General features: G+C 72.6%; 16 protein-coding genes, 1 tRNA gene and 1 pseudogene. 7 read left to right on the top strand and 11 right to left on the bottom strand.

Features of this window, described 5'->3' with window-relative positions; genetic code table 11:
• Nucleotides 1–43: 43 nt before the first annotated feature.
• Nucleotides 44–126: transfer RNA gene (locus ACZ52C_RS16650), tRNA-Leu, on the top strand.
• 321 nt (nucleotides 127–447) lie between these two features.
• Nucleotides 448–1329: a Bax inhibitor-1/YccA family protein gene (locus ACZ52C_RS16645; RefSeq protein WP_469075402.1), complete on the top strand. Its 882-nt coding sequence runs from the start codon at nucleotides 448–450 to the stop codon at nucleotides 1327–1329.
• Nucleotides 1330–1428: 99 nt separating this feature from the next.
• On the opposite strand, the gene ACZ52C_RS16640 is transcribed toward ACZ52C_RS16645, so the two are convergent.
• Nucleotides 1429–1659 (bottom strand): DUF4287 domain-containing protein, encoded by a 231-nt coding sequence (locus tag ACZ52C_RS16640; protein ID WP_045556307.1) that lies wholly within the window; start codon nucleotides 1657–1659, stop codon nucleotides 1429–1431.
• 103 nt (nucleotides 1660–1762) lie between these two features.
• Between ACZ52C_RS16640 and ACZ52C_RS16635 the strand changes: the two genes are divergently transcribed.
• Nucleotides 1763–2074, top strand: a complete 312-nt coding sequence (locus tag ACZ52C_RS16635; protein ID WP_469075401.1) for a hypothetical protein — start codon at nucleotides 1763–1765, stop codon at nucleotides 2072–2074.
• A 164-nt stretch (nucleotides 2075–2238) separates the two neighbouring features.
• Here the strand turns inward: ACZ52C_RS16635 and ACZ52C_RS16630 are convergent, their stop codons facing one another.
• From ACZ52C_RS16630 to ACZ52C_RS16620, 3 genes are all read right to left on the bottom strand, one after another.
• Complete coding sequence (locus ACZ52C_RS16630) at nucleotides 2239–3021, bottom strand: hypothetical protein (protein ID WP_469075747.1); 783 nt, start codon at nucleotides 3019–3021, stop codon at nucleotides 2239–2241.
• A 293-nt stretch (nucleotides 3022–3314) separates the two neighbouring features.
• Nucleotides 3315–4532: an acetyl-CoA C-acetyltransferase gene (locus tag ACZ52C_RS16625; protein WP_469075400.1), complete on the bottom strand. Its 1218-nt coding sequence runs from the start codon at nucleotides 4530–4532 to the stop codon at nucleotides 3315–3317.
• Nucleotides 4533–4938: 406 nt separating this feature from the next.
• Complete coding sequence (locus tag ACZ52C_RS16620; protein ID WP_469075399.1) at nucleotides 4939–6030, bottom strand: SGNH/GDSL hydrolase family protein; 1092 nt, start codon at nucleotides 6028–6030, stop codon at nucleotides 4939–4941.
• Nucleotides 6031–6188: 158 nt separating this feature from the next.
• Between ACZ52C_RS16620 and ACZ52C_RS16615 the strand changes: the two genes are divergently transcribed.
• Entirely contained in the window at nucleotides 6189–7580 is a 1392-nt protein-coding gene (locus ACZ52C_RS16615) for a cystathionine beta-synthase (protein ID WP_045556311.1), read from the top strand.
• A 382-nt stretch (nucleotides 7581–7962) separates the two neighbouring features.
• Here ACZ52C_RS16615 and ACZ52C_RS16610 read toward each other — a convergent pair whose 3' ends face one another.
• The gene (locus ACZ52C_RS16610) at nucleotides 7963–8394 is read right to left on the bottom strand and encodes a hypothetical protein (protein WP_469075746.1); all 432 of its coding nucleotides are present in this window, start codon (nucleotides 8392–8394) and stop codon (nucleotides 7963–7965) included.
• Nucleotides 8395–8578: 184 nt separating this feature from the next.
• Between ACZ52C_RS16610 and ACZ52C_RS16605 the strand changes: the two genes are divergently transcribed.
• The 3 genes from ACZ52C_RS16605 (at nucleotide 8579) to ACZ52C_RS16595 (ending at nucleotide 11837) form a co-directional block, all read left to right on the top strand.
• Nucleotides 8579–10261 carry an aromatic amino acid ammonia-lyase gene (locus ACZ52C_RS16605; RefSeq protein ID WP_469075398.1) on the top strand — a complete coding sequence of 561 codons (1683 nt, stop codon included), beginning with the start codon at nucleotides 8579–8581 and terminating at the stop codon, nucleotides 10259–10261.
• A complete protein-coding gene (locus tag ACZ52C_RS16600; RefSeq protein WP_469075397.1) occupies nucleotides 10258–11118 on the top strand; it encodes a MurR/RpiR family transcriptional regulator in 861 nt (286 codons plus the stop codon). The genes ACZ52C_RS16605 and ACZ52C_RS16600 overlap by 4 nt, the downstream gene beginning before the upstream one ends.
• 149 nt (nucleotides 11119–11267) lie before the next feature.
• Entirely contained in the window at nucleotides 11268–11837 is a 570-nt protein-coding gene (locus ACZ52C_RS16595; protein WP_469075396.1) for a hypothetical protein, read from the top strand.
• A gap of 44 nt (nucleotides 11838–11881) precedes the next feature.
• On the opposite strand, the pseudogene ACZ52C_RS16590 reads toward ACZ52C_RS16595, so the two are convergent.
• The 6 genes and pseudogenes from ACZ52C_RS16590 to ACZ52C_RS16565 form a co-directional block, all read right to left on the bottom strand.
• Nucleotides 11882–12004: pseudogene (locus ACZ52C_RS16590) on the bottom strand (amino acid permease); the annotation flags it as partial.
• A 4-nt stretch (nucleotides 12005–12008) separates the two neighbouring features.
• A complete protein-coding gene (locus ACZ52C_RS16585; RefSeq protein WP_469075395.1) occupies nucleotides 12009–12746 on the bottom strand; it encodes a lipoprotein in 738 nt (245 codons plus the stop codon).
• Between the two features lie 130 nt (nucleotides 12747–12876).
• Complete coding sequence (locus tag ACZ52C_RS16580) at nucleotides 12877–13251, bottom strand: roadblock/LC7 domain-containing protein (RefSeq protein ID WP_045556315.1); 375 nt, start codon at nucleotides 13249–13251, stop codon at nucleotides 12877–12879.
• Nucleotides 13252–13267: 16 nt separating this feature from the next.
• Nucleotides 13268–13894, bottom strand: a complete 627-nt coding sequence (locus ACZ52C_RS16575; protein ID WP_469075394.1) for a roadblock/LC7 domain-containing protein — start codon at nucleotides 13892–13894, stop codon at nucleotides 13268–13270.
• A gap of 37 nt (nucleotides 13895–13931) precedes the next feature.
• Nucleotides 13932–15125 (bottom strand): hypothetical protein, encoded by a 1194-nt coding sequence (locus ACZ52C_RS16570; RefSeq protein ID WP_469075393.1) that lies wholly within the window; start codon nucleotides 15123–15125, stop codon nucleotides 13932–13934.
• Nucleotides 15122–15520 (bottom strand): hypothetical protein, encoded by a 399-nt coding sequence (locus ACZ52C_RS16565; protein ID WP_045556318.1) that lies wholly within the window; start codon nucleotides 15518–15520, stop codon nucleotides 15122–15124. Before ACZ52C_RS16565 ends, ACZ52C_RS16570 begins: the two co-directional genes overlap by 4 nt.
• Nucleotides 15521–15873 lie beyond the last annotated feature (353 nt).

The following is a 15873-nucleotide window of genomic DNA, read 5'->3' as shown; positions in this document are numbered from 1 at the left end:
GCGTCCCGATAGGCTCGGGACCTCAGCGCGGAGCCCATGGCCTGCCCGGATGGTGGAATGCAGACACGGCGAGCTTAAACCTCGCTGCCCCTCGCGGGCGTACCGGTTCAAGTCCGGTTCCGGGCACCTCCGATCAAACCAGCACATTCCTTCCCACACCCCCACATCACCCCCACCTTCGGGGGGCGCCTCGCGCACCCCTGCCACACGCTCGGGCCGCTGGGAGCGGGTCGGACGACGGGTGTGGGGGCGGGGTGATCTCCGGGAGATCGCGGGAGCGTACCGGGTTGGTCATGGGTTGAGGCGGGTGGGGCGGGGAATCAGGGAGACGCGTAGCGTGTTCGGTGTCAGGGCAGGGGAAAGATCCTCCCCAAGCACTAGGGTCAATCCTTTGCCTACCTATTACTCTTGAGCCAAGGCCACGCAGGGTGGCCATGGAGGAGTGAAATGAGGAGCAGCAACCCGGTCTTCTCGCGACGGGGGTTCAGCCGCGACAACGGCTACGCGGGCTTCAACACCGCGCCGCAGGCCGGGGGAGCAGCTGTCGGCACGCAGGGCAACCCCTACGCCCAGCAGGGCGGCAACCCGTACGCGACCAACCCGTACGCCCAGCAGGGCGTGCAGCCCGGCACCCCGCCGCAGGCTCCGGCCCGCACGGGCGCCATGACCATGGACGACGTCGTCATGCGCTCGGCCATGACGCTCGGCACGGTCGTCGTCGGCGCGGTCCTCGCCTGGGCCCTCCTGCCGGTGTCGCCCACGAGCTACGGCCTGGCCATCGGCGCCGCGCTGATCGCCTTCGTCCTGGCGATGGTGCAGTCCTTCAAGCGCAAGGCCTCGCCCGCGCTGATCCTGGCGTACGCCGCGTTCGAGGGCGTCTTCCTCGGTGTGCTCAGCGAGATGTTCAACTCTGAGTGGAGCGGCGCGCCCTTCCAGGCGGTGCTCGGCACCATGGCCGTCTCCGGAGCCACCCTCCTGGTCTACAAGGCGGGCTGGATCCGGGTCACCGCGCGGTACGCCCGCATCGGCATGACCATCGCGATCGCCTTCATCCTCGTCATGGCGGTCAACCTGCTGCTCGTCGTCTTCGGGCTCGCTCCCGACGGCGGACTGCGCAGCATGGGCCCGCTCGGCGCGATCGTCGGCATCCTCGCGATCCTGCTCGGCGCGTTCTTCCTGACCCTCGACTTCAAGCAGATCGAGGACGGCATCGCCTACGGTGCCCCGCGCGAGGAGGCCTGGCTGGCCGCGTTCGGCCTGACCATGACCCTCGTGTGGATCTACATCGAGATGCTCCGTCTGGTCGCCATCTTCAGCGGCGACGACTAGATCAGCCGGATCCGCCGGATCCGGTGGATCCCGCAGGACCACTGATGAAGGGCCCCCGAACCTCGCGGTTCGGGGGCCCTTCGTAGGTTCTCGGCGGCTTCACAGGAGCTTCCGCGCGGCCCTCCTCAGGTCGTACTCGTGAATGATCGCTTTGGCGTGGCCGTACGCGAGGTCGTACTCGTGCCGGAGCCAGCTGACCTTCTCCTCGAAATTGAAGAGAGCGGGGCCTTCGTCGACTTTGCGGAGCCAGTCGGAGACTTCACGACCGGTGCAGTGGGGGATGCGGGCGAGCAGGTTGCGATGGGTCTCCTCGGAGAAGACTTGGGACATCGGCGCCTCCGGACGAAAGGGAATGTAAGCCGGTCCTTCAGGTCACGTTGCCTGAGTGGCGGCCTGTTGGCAACAGTCCGGCTGGGGCGCGTACTCTCGCGGCGTGCTTGATACGACGCCGTTGACCCGTGCCGTGGATCATTTCGCCGACCGGTTGCGGGCGGCCCCGCAGAGCCGGCTCCAGCGGAGCGCCGCCGCGGAGGCGCTGGGGCTGGCCAGGGAATTGGCACTGCGTGCCCAGCGGCTGGAGACGCCCGAGGGGCCGTTTCACGAGATGCCGGACGCGGGGATGTTCGCGGCGGCCGATCAGGTCACGGTCGCCGGGAACGATCTCGCGCTGGTGCTGGCGGACGAGGAGGCGCTGACGGAGGCCGTGGCGCTGGTGGAGGAGGCTCAGCGGCGGGCCGGGGTGTGAGTTCCCCGCCCACGGGGGTGCGCCGACGCCCACGGGGGAGGGGGCGCGCGTTCGTCGGTGGGTGCGGGCTCGGTGGGGCTTCTCGCGCGGTTCCCCGCGCCCCTTCAGGGCGCGGCCCCGCTCGGCGACGGAAACGGCCCCCCGGAGAGCCGGGAAGGGTCGGCCTACAGGGACGCGATGACCCGGTCCGCCAGTATGTAGACCATGTCGTCGCCGCACTCGAAGGTGAGCGTGTAGGCGCCCGAGATGCCCGAGCCGCCCAGGAGGACGGGGACGTCGCCGCTCTGGAGGGCGGTCGCGAGGCGCTCGGCGGTCTCGCGGTGGCCGGGGGTCATGCACAGGGTGGTGCCGTCGGCGAAGACGTAGACGTCGAGGGTGCCCAGGGGGCCCGGGCGGACGTCGGCCAGCTCCGTGCGGGACGCCGCGAGGTCCTCCAGGCAGGCGACCGTACGCTCGTGGTCGTTGGTGACGGGTGACTGCACCGGCACGAAATCGGGGTGCGAGGGGTGGCGGCGGCGGGCGGCGGCCAGCTCGGCGGAGTCCCCGGCGAACTCGTCGCTCTCCAGACCGGGCTCGATCACCGGCTCCAGGTGCTCCAGGCCCGCGAAGTCGGACTGCCGGGGCAGGAACAGGTCACTCTCCGGCAGACCCAGCAGCGGCGGCGTGTCGGTCACGTCGCGGGACTCCTGGGCGGCCCAGAAGGCCCGTGCCTCGGCGAGCTCACGCTCCCGCTCCTCGGCCAGGGCCTCGGCGACGGCGGCGCGTATCTCCTCCGTGTCGGCTGCCGGACGGGCGGCCGGCACCATGGCACGCGGCCCGGCGGCCCGGCTCTCGGCCAGCTCGGTGCGCAAGGCAGCGACCTGTCGGCGCAGACCCACGAGGGTGCGCAGGACGGCGACGCCCACGGCGGCGGTGGCGGCCGTGGTGAGCAGCAAGGCGATCGGCATGGCGCTCACTGACGTACTCCCGGTTCAAAGTCGACCCCCGACTTCCTACATCAGCTTGAAGGGCGGACTAACCAGCTGTCAGTGCGTAACGTCACGAATCGGGCAGGAATCTTTCCCCGATGTTTGGTGGTGAAACGGCTCTGAGCTGCGTAAATCGCTCTCCGGGGGGAGATAGGTCACATCCTGGGGGAGATTGGATCACAAAACGGCCCGGAGTCCCACGGATTCCGGGACTCCGGGCCACAGCATCACGCTGCGCGTCCGCGCGGTCACGGCTCCGCGCGGGTGGTCGGTCAGCTGAGGCGCTCGATGACCATCGCCATGCCCTGGCCGCCGCCGACGCACATCGTCTCCAGGCCGAACTGCTTGTCGTGGAACTGGAGGGAGTTGATGAGCGTGCCGGTGATGCGGGCGCCGGTCATGCCGAACGGGTGGCCGACGGCGATGGCGCCGCCGTTCACGTTCAGCTTGTCCAGCGGGATGTCCAGGTCGCGGTAGGAGGGGATCACCTGGGCGGCGAAGGCCTCGTTGATCTCGAACAGGTCGATGTCGTCGACGGTGAGGCCCGCGCGGGACAGGGCCTGCTTCGACGCCTCCACCGGGCCGTAGCCCATGATCTCGGGGGAGAGGCCGGAGACGCCGGTGGAGACGATCCGGGCGAGCGGGGTCAGCCCGAGGTCCCGCGCCTTGGTGTCGGACATGATCACCAGGGCGGCGGCGCCGTCGTTGAGCGGGCAGCAGTTGCCGGCCGTGACCAGGCCGTCCTCGCGGAAGACCGGCTTCAGGCCCTGCACGGCCTCCAGGGTGACGCCGGCGCGCGGGCCGTCGTCCTTGCTGACGACCGTGCCGTCGGGCAGCGTCACCGGGGTGATCTCGCGCTCCCAGAAGCCCTTGCCGATGGCCTCCTCGGCGAGGTTCTGCGAGCGGACGCCGAACTCGTCCATCTCCTGCCGGGTCACGCCCCACTGGCGGGCCAGGTTCTCGGCGGTCTGCCCCATCGCGATGTACGGGTCGGGGAGCAGGCCGTCCTCGCGCGGGTCGTGCCAGGAGGCGCCGACCGACTTGGAGACCGCCTCCGTGCGGGCCTCGGCCTCGGCGAAGAGCGGGTTGCGGGCGGTGTGGATGTCGCTGGTGCCGCGCGCGCTGCTGCTGACGACCTCGACGCCGGCGGAGATGAAGACGTCGCCCTCGCCGGCCTTGATGGCGTGCAGGGCCATGCGGGAGGTCTGGAGCGAGGAGGAACAGTAACGGGTGACCGTGCAGCCCGGCAGGTGGTCCATGCCCAGCTGTACGGCCACGATCCGGCCCAGGTTGTGGCCCTGCTCGCCGCCGGGGAGGCCGCAGCCGAGCATCAGGTCGTCGATGTCCCTCGGGTCCAGCTCCGGGACCTTCGCGAGGGCGGCCGCGACGATGGTGGCGGTCAGGTCGTCGGGGCGCAGGTCCTTCAGCGAGCCCTTGAAAGCGCGGCCGATGGGGGAGCGGGCGGCTGAGACGATCACGGCTTCGGGCATCACGGCTCCATTGGCATGCGTTACGGAAAGCGGGGCTGTGGGGGAAGTTACCCGTACGTATGGGCCGGGTCACGGGCATGAGGGTGTGACTCCGACCGCACTTTTCTAAGCGCTTGCTTTTTGGATTGGGCGCCTGGTGACTCGGGGGTGGGGCTGCGTTGTCGGGTGCGGGCCCGGTGCGGCTTCTCGCGCAGTTCCCCGCGCCCCTGAAAGACCAGGCCCTGCGGGCCTGGAAGACCACGGCTGGGGCGGGCCTGGAAGACCACGGCTGGGGCGGGCCTGGAAGGTGACGGCTGGGCGGGGTGAAAAGCACGGGGCGCAGCCCCGGCTTTTCAGGGGCGCGGGGAACTGCGCGATCAGCCCCCACGCACCCGCACCCGCCGACGAAACAGTCACCCCCGAGCTACTAGGCGCCCGGCTGCGCCTCCGCGGCAGCGGTCGGCGCGGGGTCCGTCGCCGGCACCCTCCGCCGACGCCGCCGCTTCAGCAGAGCCCAAGGCCCACGCGGCCCCGTAGGCATCGCGGCCGTCACCTCCGTACCCGCCTCCGACGCGGCCTCCGCGGCCGCGCGGGCCACCGGCAGGAAGCCCTCGCGGCGGCTGACGTCCGGCCGCTCCTCGTCCGCCGGCCACAGGCCCAGCGCCGCGCACACCGTCGGCAGGACGGCCATCGCGGCGGTCGCGTAGCCCTCGGCGGAGGGGTGGTAGTTGTCGGGGCCGAACAGCTCGCGGGGGTTCTGTTCGAACTCGGGGCCGAGCAGGTCGCCCAGCGACACGGTGCGGCCGCCCTGTTCGACGGTTCCGATCGTCTGGGCGGCCGCCAGCTGCCGCGAGGCCCGGCGGGCGAGCCAGCGCAACGGCTGCTGCACGGGCTCCAGCGTGCCGAGGTCGGGGCAGGTGCCCACCACCACCTCGGCCCCGGCGGTCCGCAGTCGCCGTACGGCCGCGGAGAGGTGGCGGACCGAACGGGTCGGCGGCATCCGGTGGGTCACGTCGTTGGCGCCGATCATGATCACGCAGACGTCGGGGACCTGCGCCGGGTCCTCCAGGACCAGCGCGACCTGCCGGTCGAGGTCGTCCGACTGGGCACCCGGCAGCGCGACGTTCCGCAGCAGCACCGGGCGCTCGGCGACGGCCGCGAGCCCCGAGGCGATCAGCGCACCCGGGGTCTGCCGGGACCGGTGGACGCCCTGGCCGGCGGCGGTCGAGTCGCCGAGCATGACGAGCCGGAGCGGGGGATCGTCAGGGACGTCGTACGAACTGCCGTACGAGCCGTAGCCGTACGCGCGCCCGTACCGGCTGCCGTGCGTGTGGCCGTACACGCCCTCCGCGCTCGGCGGGTGCGGGCTGTGCCCGTTGCCCACGATCCGCTTGGCCAACCGCACCTCGGCCAGCACCACCCCCACGGCCGCCGCACCCAGCAGACCGATGCCGCCACCGCCGTACGCCGCGCCCGCCGCGATGCGGCGGGCCACCCTTGCTCTGGACATGCTCGTCATGCGTCGCCGCCACCTCCTCGTACCCGTACACCCACTCCTTGCCCCGTAGCGGCCCTCGGCCAATCCCGGCGGAAGGTGAACAGGGAGGAGAACAGTGAGGACGGGGCTTAGGCTGGCGGGACATTACGACCATCCCTTTTGCGGCTCCGGAGACAACGGTGCAAATCCACGACTCGATGATCAGCCTCGTCGGCAACACCCCGCTGCTGAGGCTCAACAGCGTGACCGAGGGCATCCAGGCGACCGTCCTGGCCAAGGTCGAGTACTTCAATCCCGGCGGTTCCGTGAAGGACCGCATCGCGCTGCGCATGATCGAGGCGGCCGAGAAGAGCGGGGAACTCAAGCCCGGCGGCACGATCGTCGAGCCCACCAGCGGAAACACCGGTGTGGGGCTCGCCATCGTCGCCCAGCAGAAGGGCTACAAGTGCATCTTCGTGTGCCCCGACAAGGTGAGCACCGACAAGATCAACGTGCTCAGGGCGTACGGCGCCGAGGTCGTCGTCTGCCCCACGGCGGTCGACCCCGAGCACCCCGACTCGTACTACAACGTGTCCGACCGGCTGGTCCGCGAGACGCCCGGCGCCTGGAAGCCGGACCAGTACTCCAACCCCAACAATCCGCTCTCCCACTACCACTCGACCGGCCCTGAGCTGTGGGAGCAGACGGAGGGGCGGATCACCCACTTCGTGGCGGGCGTGGGGACCGGCGGCACCATCTCCGGCACCGGCCGCTACCTGAAGGACGCCAGTGACGGCCGTGTCCAGGTGATCGGCGCCGACCCCGAGGGCTCCGTGTACTCCGGCGGCTCCGGGCGGCCGTACCTGGTCGAGGGCGTCGGCGAGGACTTCTGGCCCACCGCGTACGACCGGACCGTCGCCGACGAGATCGTCGCCGTGTCCGACAAGGACTCCTTCCAGATGACCCGTCGGCTGGCCAAGGAGGAGGGCCTGCTGGTGGGCGGCTCCTGCGGCATGGCCGTCGTCGCCGCCCTGAGGGTCGCCGAGCGGCTCGGCCCGGACGACATCGTGGTCGTCCTGCTGCCCGACAGCGGACGCGGCTACCTCAGCAAGATCTTCAACGACGAGTGGATGGCCGACTACGGCTTCCTGGAGGACGAGGGCCCGAGCGCGCGGGTCGGCGCCGTCCTCAGCCACAAGGAACACGGTGCGATCCCGTCCCTCGTCCACATGCACCCGGACGAGACGGTCGGCCAGGCGATCGAGGTGCTGCGCGAGTACGGCGTCTCGCAGATGCCGATCGTGAAGCCGGGCGCGGGTCACCCGGATGTCATGGCCGCCGAGGTGGTCGGGTCCGTCGTCGAGCGCGAGCTGCTGGACGCCCTCTTCGCCCAGCGCGCCTCGCTGGACGACCCGCTGGAGAAGCACATGTCCGCGCCGCTGCCGCAGGTCGGCTCCGGTGAGCCCGTCGGTGACCTGATGACCGTGCTCGGCTCGGCGGACGCGGCCATCGTGCTCGTCGAGGGCAAGCCGACCGGTGTGGTCAGCCGGCAGGACCTGCTCGCGTTCCTCGCCAAGGGCGGCGCCAAGTAGGAGCGACCCGTGCGGTGCGACGGGAGGGGCGTCTGATTCGGGAGAAAAATCCCGGGAAGCGCCCCTCTCCGTCGAAGATCTGCCCGAGTCGGGGGTTTGACTTCGCAGAAGTGGTACGAGCGCGTCACGTCCGCGCAGCACCCGCTTAACACGGGTCCGGCACATTGGTGGATGTCGGCAGGGCGGGAGCGGCTCCCCGCTCCGGCCGACAACGAAACGGCGCCAAGGACCTCCGGAGCGGCTCCCGGACCTCCATGGACGCCACGGACGCGCCAGCCCGGTTCCGACCCGGCCCGCGTCCCTCGCGGGGACCGCCGTCGTCCCGCCCCCCGTCACACGGGGGTGCGGCGGTCCCCGCGCATATCTTTCCCGGTCACTCTCTTCACTCCGACTCCCCGTTCCCGCCCCGGCGGCGGCCCAGGGTCGGTGAGTTGCGCAGTGCCCACGCCACGTTCACGCCGACGATGCCCGCCCAGGTGACGAACAGGCCGGGGAGGTCGGCCACGCCGCCGCCGATGCCGGACAGGGGGATGGCGGCGACGAGGGAGACCACGCCGAAGCCGTAGCGTTCGCCCCAGGTGTCGCTGGACCTGTCGGGGGAGCGGCTGCCTCGGGCCACCACCATCTGCTGCTCGGCGACCTGACGCCGGACCCGGCGGTCGACCACGCTGTCGATGCGCTGGTCCACCTTCTCCAGGAACGAGTCGACGAGCGCGGACTCGTAGTCCTCGCCCAGATCTCTGCGGGCGTTCAGGGTGGCGGCGAGTTCCTTCTTCAGCTCGGTGTCCCCGAGCTGTGCGTCACGGGCATCCATACCGGTCATGCCTCTCACGGTAGGGAGCCGGAAGCCGCCTGGCACTGGGGTTAGCCCCCCAGGCGACGCTCCGGCTCCCCCCGCTGTTTCCCTCCGGGAAGCCCTTGCCCGGCCTGCATAGGCTCATGCAGAGTTCTCGGTGACTGAATATGTGGTGTCCACCGGGGCCGAGGAGGTGTGGTCGATGTCCTCACCGATCATGGGCGCGCCGGACGCCCCTGCCGCCGCGCAGACCGCGGCGACCGCGCGGATTGCGGCGACTGCGGCGGCCGTGCCCGCCGGGCTTGTCGTGCCCGCCGGGCTCGTCGTGCTCGACGGGCGGGGGCTCGGGGTCGCCGACGTGGTCCGGCTCGCCGACGGTGTCGTACGGCCGGTGGCCGACGGGGCGGCCGTACGGCGGGTCGAGGAGTCCTGGGAGGCTGCCCGGCTGATCGCCGCGGCCGGACGGGTGTACGGCCGCTCCACCGGCGTCGGCGCCAACCGCTCCGAGGACGTGCCCACCGAGGCGGCCGCCGGGCACGGCCTGCGTCTGCTGCGCAGTCACGCCGGGGCCATCGGGGAGGAACTGCCCGCCCGTCAGGTACGGGCCATGCTCGCCGTCCGCGCCAACCAGGTGCTCGCGGGCGGCGCGGGGCTCCGGCCGACCGTGGTCACCGCGCTCTGCGCGGCGCTGGAGAGCGGGGCGCACCCCGTGGTCAACGAGTTCGGCTCGGTGGGCACGGGCGACATCGCGGCGCTGGCCCAGGTGGGGCTCGCGCTGGCGGGGGAGCACCCGTGGCGGGTGCCGGGGGCGGGGTCCGGGTTCGCGGACGGACCCGGGGGTGGGTCGGGGGGCGGGTCCGGTCCCGGCAGCGGGGCGGGCTTCGGGGTCCCCGCGGCGCAGGCGCTCGACAACAACGACGCGCTCGCGCTGATCAGCAGCAACGCGCTCACGCTCGGACAGGCCGCGCTCGCGCTGCACGAGTTGCGGGGGCTGATCGCCGCCACACAGGTCGTCGCCGCGCTCTCGCTGCTCGCTGTGGACGGCTCGCACGAGGCGTACGCGGCGCCCGTGCACAGCGCGCGCGCCCACCGGGGGTCGCGCGAGGTGGCCCGGCGCATGCGGCAGCTGATCGGGGCGGCCGAGCGGCCCACGCCCCCGCTGGGGCGCATCCAGGACCCGTACGGCTTCCGGTGCCTGCCGCAGATCCATGGGCCCGCCCTGGACGCGGCGGAAGCGCTGGAGGGCGTCCTGGAGATCGAGATCAACGCGGCGGCGGAGAACCCGCTGATCGTCCCGGAGGACATGGCCGCCTACCACCACGGCGGCTTCTACCAGGCCCAACTGGCCCTCGCCCTCGACCACTTCCGACTCGCCACGACCCAGGTGGCCCGGCTGTCGACCTCCCGGCTCTCCTCGCTCAACGAGCCCGCGTACACCCGGCTGCGGCCCTTCCTCGCCGACCACGAGCCCGCCTCCTCGGGCGTGATGATCCTGGAGTACGCCGCCGGAGCCGCTCTCGGTGACCTGCGGGCCTTCTCCGCGCCCGCGTCGCTCGGCCACGCTGTACTCTCCCGGGGCGTCGAGGAACAGGCCAGCTTCGCCTCGCTCGCCGCCCGGCAGACGCTGCGGGCGTGCCGCGCGTACCGGCTCGTCGTCGGCTGCGAACTCGTCGCCGCGGTACGGGCGTTGCGCCAGCGGGACCTGCGGCCGGATCCGGAACTGCCCGTCGGGCGCGCCCTGGAACTGGCCGAGGCCGTGCTCGACCCGGACCCGGCCGACCGGCCGCTGACCGAGGACGTGAGCGCGGCGGCCGTACTGCTCGATCGGTTCACCGAGATCTGGACGGACGTCCAGGCGGATCCACTGAGGGGGAGCGCGTCATGAGCGCGGACAACGGCCCGGGCGTGACGGACAGTCCCGCCGCGCGGCTGCAGACGCTCTTCGAGGGGCACCGGCTGACGCCCACCCAGCGGCGCATCGCCCACAGCATGGTGCGGCGGGCGGCCGACGTGCCGTTCCTGTCGAGCGTGGAGCTGGCGGAGCTGGCCGGGGTGAGCCAGCCGTCCGTGACACGGTTCGCGGTGGCGCTCGGCTTCGACGGCTACCCGGCGCTGCGCCGGCACCTGCGCGACGTCGGGCCCGCCGAGCCGGCCCCGGACACCACCGCCTACAACGAGTACCAGCAGGCCGTCGAGGTCGAGATCGAGAACCTGCGGCACCTGGCCGAGGTGCTCGCGGACCCCGCCCCGGTGGCGCGGGCCGGGCGGCTGCTGGCCGCGTCCCGGCCGCTGCCGGTGCTCGGGCTGCGGGCCGCGGCCTCCCAGGCCTACGGGTTCGCCTACTTCGCCGCCAAGGTCCACCCCGACGTACGGCTGCTGCACGAGGGCGGCAGCATGCTCCACGACCGCATCGACGCGGCCGTGCGCGGGGGCGCGACCGCACTGCTCTGTTTCGCGCTGCCGCGCCACCCCCGCGAGGTCGTCGAGACCCTGGCGTACGCCAAGGAGGCGGGGCTCTTCGTCGTCACGGTCGCCGACTCCGCGTTCGCGCCCGTCGCCAAGGTCTCCGACCTGCTGCTGCCGGCCGCCGTCGGGACCGGGCTCGCCTTCGACACGGCGTGCGCCCCGATGCTGCTGGGCCGGGTGCTCCTGGAGGCCATGTGCGACGACCTGCCGGAGGCCCAGGCGCGGCTGGAGGAGTTCGACGCGAAGGCCGCGACCAGGGGACTGTTCGTCGAGTAGCCGTCGTGGAGGGGCCCGGTGGCCGTGCCGGACGGGGAGAGAGCCGGGGGCCGGTCCGCGCGGATCCGCGATTCTCAGGCGCGTTTCACGTTTTCTGGTTACCGTGCCCGCGACTGTCGTACGACCGGTGATGACGGAAGGCGGGGAGTGTGGCGCGCGGAGGGCAGGGGCTGGCTCGGGTGGCCGTCGTGGTGCGGGCCGGGGCGGCGCCGTTGTGGTGGCTGGGAGTCGTCGCGGCCGGGGTCGGTGCGGTGCCGTCGGGACTGACCGGGCGGCGTATCGGGGTGCTGGCGGGAGCGGTGCTGTTCATCGTCGCGGCGGCCGTGGTGGCGTGGGCGGGGCGCGGCCGGTATCTCACGCCGGTGCGCGGAGCCGTGCGCGCCGGTAAGCACGATGTCCTCCAGGACCGTGCCGTGACCCTGCGCGCCTGGCGCCGGGGCCACCGCTGGTGGCTGCTGTTCGGCTTCGCGGCCGCCCTGGGCTCGTCCTTCGCGCTCCCCGCGGCGGGCGGGATGCTCCTCGCCGGCCTCGGCACCGGCCTCCGTCTCAAGGCGAGCTGGCTCGGCCGCCGTGAACTCGCCGCCGGGCACCTCTTCTGGGTCCGCGTGGACCGGCTCTCCCGGCGGGCCGGCCGCCCCACGGGCAGCCGGGTGCCCGACTACCGGCTCACGGGCATCGGAGCGGGCGACGCGGCCCCCGGAGGCGGACGACGGGCGTAGCCCCGCCGCCCACCGGTTCCGCCGTCGGCTGGGAGCCATTCGCCTCGGGTGCGGAGGACCAGCTTGTTCTCCGCATCCGAGGCGATGCCGATGGCCAGGAGGACGCCCGCGCGGACGTACACGTCGGCCGGACGGTCGGCCGGCGGGCCGGCCAGGAGACCGCTTGTGGCGTCAGGCCCTGTTCAGCGTGCGCTTGGCCAGTTCGTACGCCGGGAGCATCTCCTCGTGCTCCTGGGTGTCCAGGCCGCCGAGATGGACGACGACGGGCCCCTGCGGGGTGACCGCGACGAAGGCCCGCTCCTTCTTGGTCTCCTCCAGGGCCTCGCTGGTGTAGAGGTACGCGACCTCGGTGCCGGAGACGTCGGAGTCCGAGGTGAACGCGCTGTACTTCGCCTCGCTCGTGTTCCCCTCGGCCGCCACGAACTCCTTGAGCAGCGCCTCCGCGTCACCCTCCGCGGCGCCCTTCTCGCCGGTCCAGACCCGGATGAAGCCGATGTTCCCGGCCGGCTTGGCGTCGATCTCGCACGCGGCGCTGAACGGGCCCTGCCGTAGCAGTCCCTCGGCCAGCTCGGCCGCGAGCTCGTCCTCCTCGGAGCCGCCGTCGGCGGGCGGGCCGGTCTCGACGGCCTCCGCCTTCCACTTCTCGGCCGTGTCGAAGGTGACCGGGAGTTCGCAGGCGGAACCGGCTGCGCCGACACTGCCGCCGCTCTTCGCGGCGTCCACGGCGGAGTCCTTCCCGGAGTCTTTCCCGGAGTCCTCCGCGGTGTCCTTCCCGTCGGCGGTCGCCGCCCCGGTGCTGCTCGCCGAGGGCTTCGTGTCTCCGTCCCCCGCCGACTCCGAACATCCCGTCAGAACCCCTGCCAGCAGCGCCAGTTGCGCCAGCACCGCCCCCCGAACCGCTCTTCCCACGGTCACCCTCCCCTGTGTCGTTCGACCCTTGCCGTTCGACTTGTTGTTCGAGTCGGACACGGTAGCCGAGGTGCGCGCGGGCGGCGCTCCCCGGGTGGGGGGCGCCGCCGGAGCCGTCGTATCAGGGTGGTCAGACCTCCAGCTCCGCCTCGATCCGCTTCAACTGGTGCCTGGCCATCGCCAGGTTGGCCCGCTTGGCGTCGAGCACCAGGTAGAGGAAGAGGCCGTTGCCGCCGCGCCCGGTGATCAGGCGGATCAGGTGGTACGCGTCGGTCAGGGTGATCAGGATGTCCTCGATCTCGCCCTTGAGGCCGAGGTGTTCCATGGTGCGCAGCTTGGCGCGGACGACGTCCGTGTTCCCGGCGGCGGCGACGGTGAGGTCGAACCCCTTGCTGCCGCCGATCGTGCCCAGTGCCATGCCGCTGGTGTAGTCGACCAGCGCGGCGCCGGTCGCGCCCTCGATGGAGGCGAGGGCCTCTTTCAACGCGGTCTCGGTGTTGGTCATGGTGTGCGGTGTCCTTTCAACTCTCACTGGTGGTAGGTGCGTTGGGAGTGGTTCGGGGGGTGGGTCGTGGGGTGGTGGCGCGGGGGGTCCGGCGGGGCATGGTCGACCTGACCGTGGCCTTGGCCGGCGTCTGGGGCGCGGTCGCGGCCGGGGCGCCGTCCGGGGTGCCGTTCGTGGCGCCGTTCTGGGTCCCGTTCGTGGTCCTGGCCACCGAGCGGGCCAGGTTCCTGGTGGCCGCCCGGGCGCCCGCCGCGGCGCTGTCGTCCGGCCGGGGCAGGGCGTCCATCAGTTCACCGATCCGGCCGCCCGCGCGGCGGCCCTCCAGGTGCAGCCGGCCCACGTTGACCCGGTCCTGGGCCAGCAGCGTCAGCACGGCGGAGGAACCCGCCGCGTACGTCGCCACATAGCCGTGGTCGCCGCGCAGCAGCAGTTCGCGGAGCTCGCCCCGGTCGGCGGCGTCCGTCATCCGCACGGCGACACCGAGCGCGGCCGCGGTGAGCGCCGCCAGGCCCTCGGGTTCCACACCGGGGGTGTCGTGGGCGAGGACCAGCCCGTCCACGCTGGCCGCCAGCGCGCCGGTCAACTGGGGTACTCGGGCCCTCAACCGGTGCAGTTCGTCGAGGACTTCGGCCTCCGCGGCCATGAGCAGTCTCCTCTCGGCGGGACGCTCCCGCTGCCGCTCAAAGGGCCTCCAGCGCATCCCTGAGCCTTTGCAGTAGAGCCACGTCGGGGTCGGGGGTGGTGAGTGGCCAAGGTGGGGTGGGGTGTGCTGCCTCGACCCCGGCCGCCATCCCGGCGACGGGGCCGGCCACGAGCCCGGCCGAGGGCCCGACCGACGGCCAGGGGCCGGTGTCGGACGCCGCGAGGTGGTGCGGGTCGGCCGGCGCGAGGTGAGCCGGGTGGGCCTGCGTGCAGGGCCCCGGGTCGGCCGGTGCGACGTGGCTGGGGTCGGCCGGTGCGAGGTGGCGCGCGGCGACCGGCGTCAGGTGGCTCGGGCCGGTCAGTGGGGAGCGGTCCGGGCCGGGTGGCGAGGGGAGGCCCGGGTGGGTGGCGGGGGCGTGACCCCGTGGGGCGGCGGGGGCGGCGTCCGGCCCGGTCGGGTCCGGCCCTGGGAGGACCGGTGGGGCCGGGACCGGACCTGTGGGGAGCGGAAGGGACGGGACCGGACGGTGCCGGGCCGTGGATACGAGGCCGGCTGCCGCCAGTCTTCGCACGTCGACCAGGGTGTGGAAGGCGGGGCGGCCCAGGGTCAGCGAGATCTCGGCGGCCGTACGGAGGCCGTTGACCTGGTCCAGTACGGCTCCCTGCCGGGCCGGGACCGGCGGTGCGTCCAGGCCGGCCGCCCTGACCAGCGGGGCCTCGTCGGTCGCCGGGTCGGGCCAGATGCGGTGCAGCAGGTCGCGGCGGCGCCGGGCCTCGCGTTCCACGGTGGCCACCGGCACCGGCCGGATCGGCCCCAGCCAGTGCGCGGCCCCGTAACGGAAGCTGGCCGGCGCGCTGCTCGGGCCGAGGACGAAGTACGCCGCGTCGAAGAGCGCCCCCGCGTGGCACAGCTCCAGCGCGCCCCGGGCGACCCGGCCGCTGTCGACCAGGAACCGCCCGACCCGCAGCCCGGCCCCGGCCGTGTCGACCGCCTCCCGCCAGCCGTCGGAGTCCAGGATGCCGCCGGTGGCGAGCAGCACGTCGAGGCCCGGGGAGCGGGGGCTCTCGGCGTGCACGACCTTCCCCTCGGACAGGTACAGCGACCCGCTCTCGCGCAGCAGGACGCCGGTGGCGCGCTCGGCGACGAGCCGGCTCAGCATCGGCGAGACGGCCTGCCGGAAGTGCTCCCCGCGCACGGGCGGCGGGGGCGCCGGTGTGGTGATCACGCTCATGCCAGCACCAGCCGTCCCGCCATCTCGCCGAGCCGGATCCGAGCCAGCGCGAGGTTGCCGTCCGTACGGGTCAGCCACAGGTGCAGGAACACGCTGCTGTCGAACGTCGTCCGCACGAACCGCAGCACGTGGTACGTGTCCCGGTTGCTGACGATCAGGTCCTCGACCGGCAGATCCGCCCCGGACCAGTCGGAACCCTCCTCCGGCGCGAACGCCCGGTGCTCCGCCGCGAGCCGTGCCAGTTCCGCCGCCTCCGCCGCGGTCGTCTCGTGGTCACCGCCGGGTGCCTCCCCGACCGTGCCCAACGCCAGTCCGCTGGTCCAGTCGACCACCGCGGCGCCCAAGGCACCGGGCAGCCTCATGGCCTCCACCAGACACTCGTCGATTCCGGGCACCGTGGCTCCCCTCCTGCCTGCGGTTCGGCTGAGTGACGCAGACGCTACGCAACGTGTGCGCGAGGGGTGAGGAATCTGGCATTTTCCAGCGGAACATGCGGCAGGCCACTAAGGTGGGTCGACTTGCCTGCTTTTCGGCGCTGTTGGGGCCCGGAAGAGGGCCGACCGCGCTGAGGTGGGCCTATGCGGCCGCCCTGCATGCCGGGGCCCGGACGGGACGCCGACCGCTAACCATTCTGGGGGGCGCGAGGGGCGCAGGAAGGGGCGCGGCCAGTCACCGTGGGGCGCCACCAAGCCCCTTAAGAGGCGCGGGGAACTGCGCGACCAGCCACGATCAAGCTGTAGCCGCCACA

It is taken from the genome of Streptomyces sp. NPDC034049 (genome assembly GCF_055575575.1).
The sequence above is the reverse complement of the archived record's forward strand: the minus strand, read 5'-3'. Positions and strand labels throughout refer to the sequence as shown.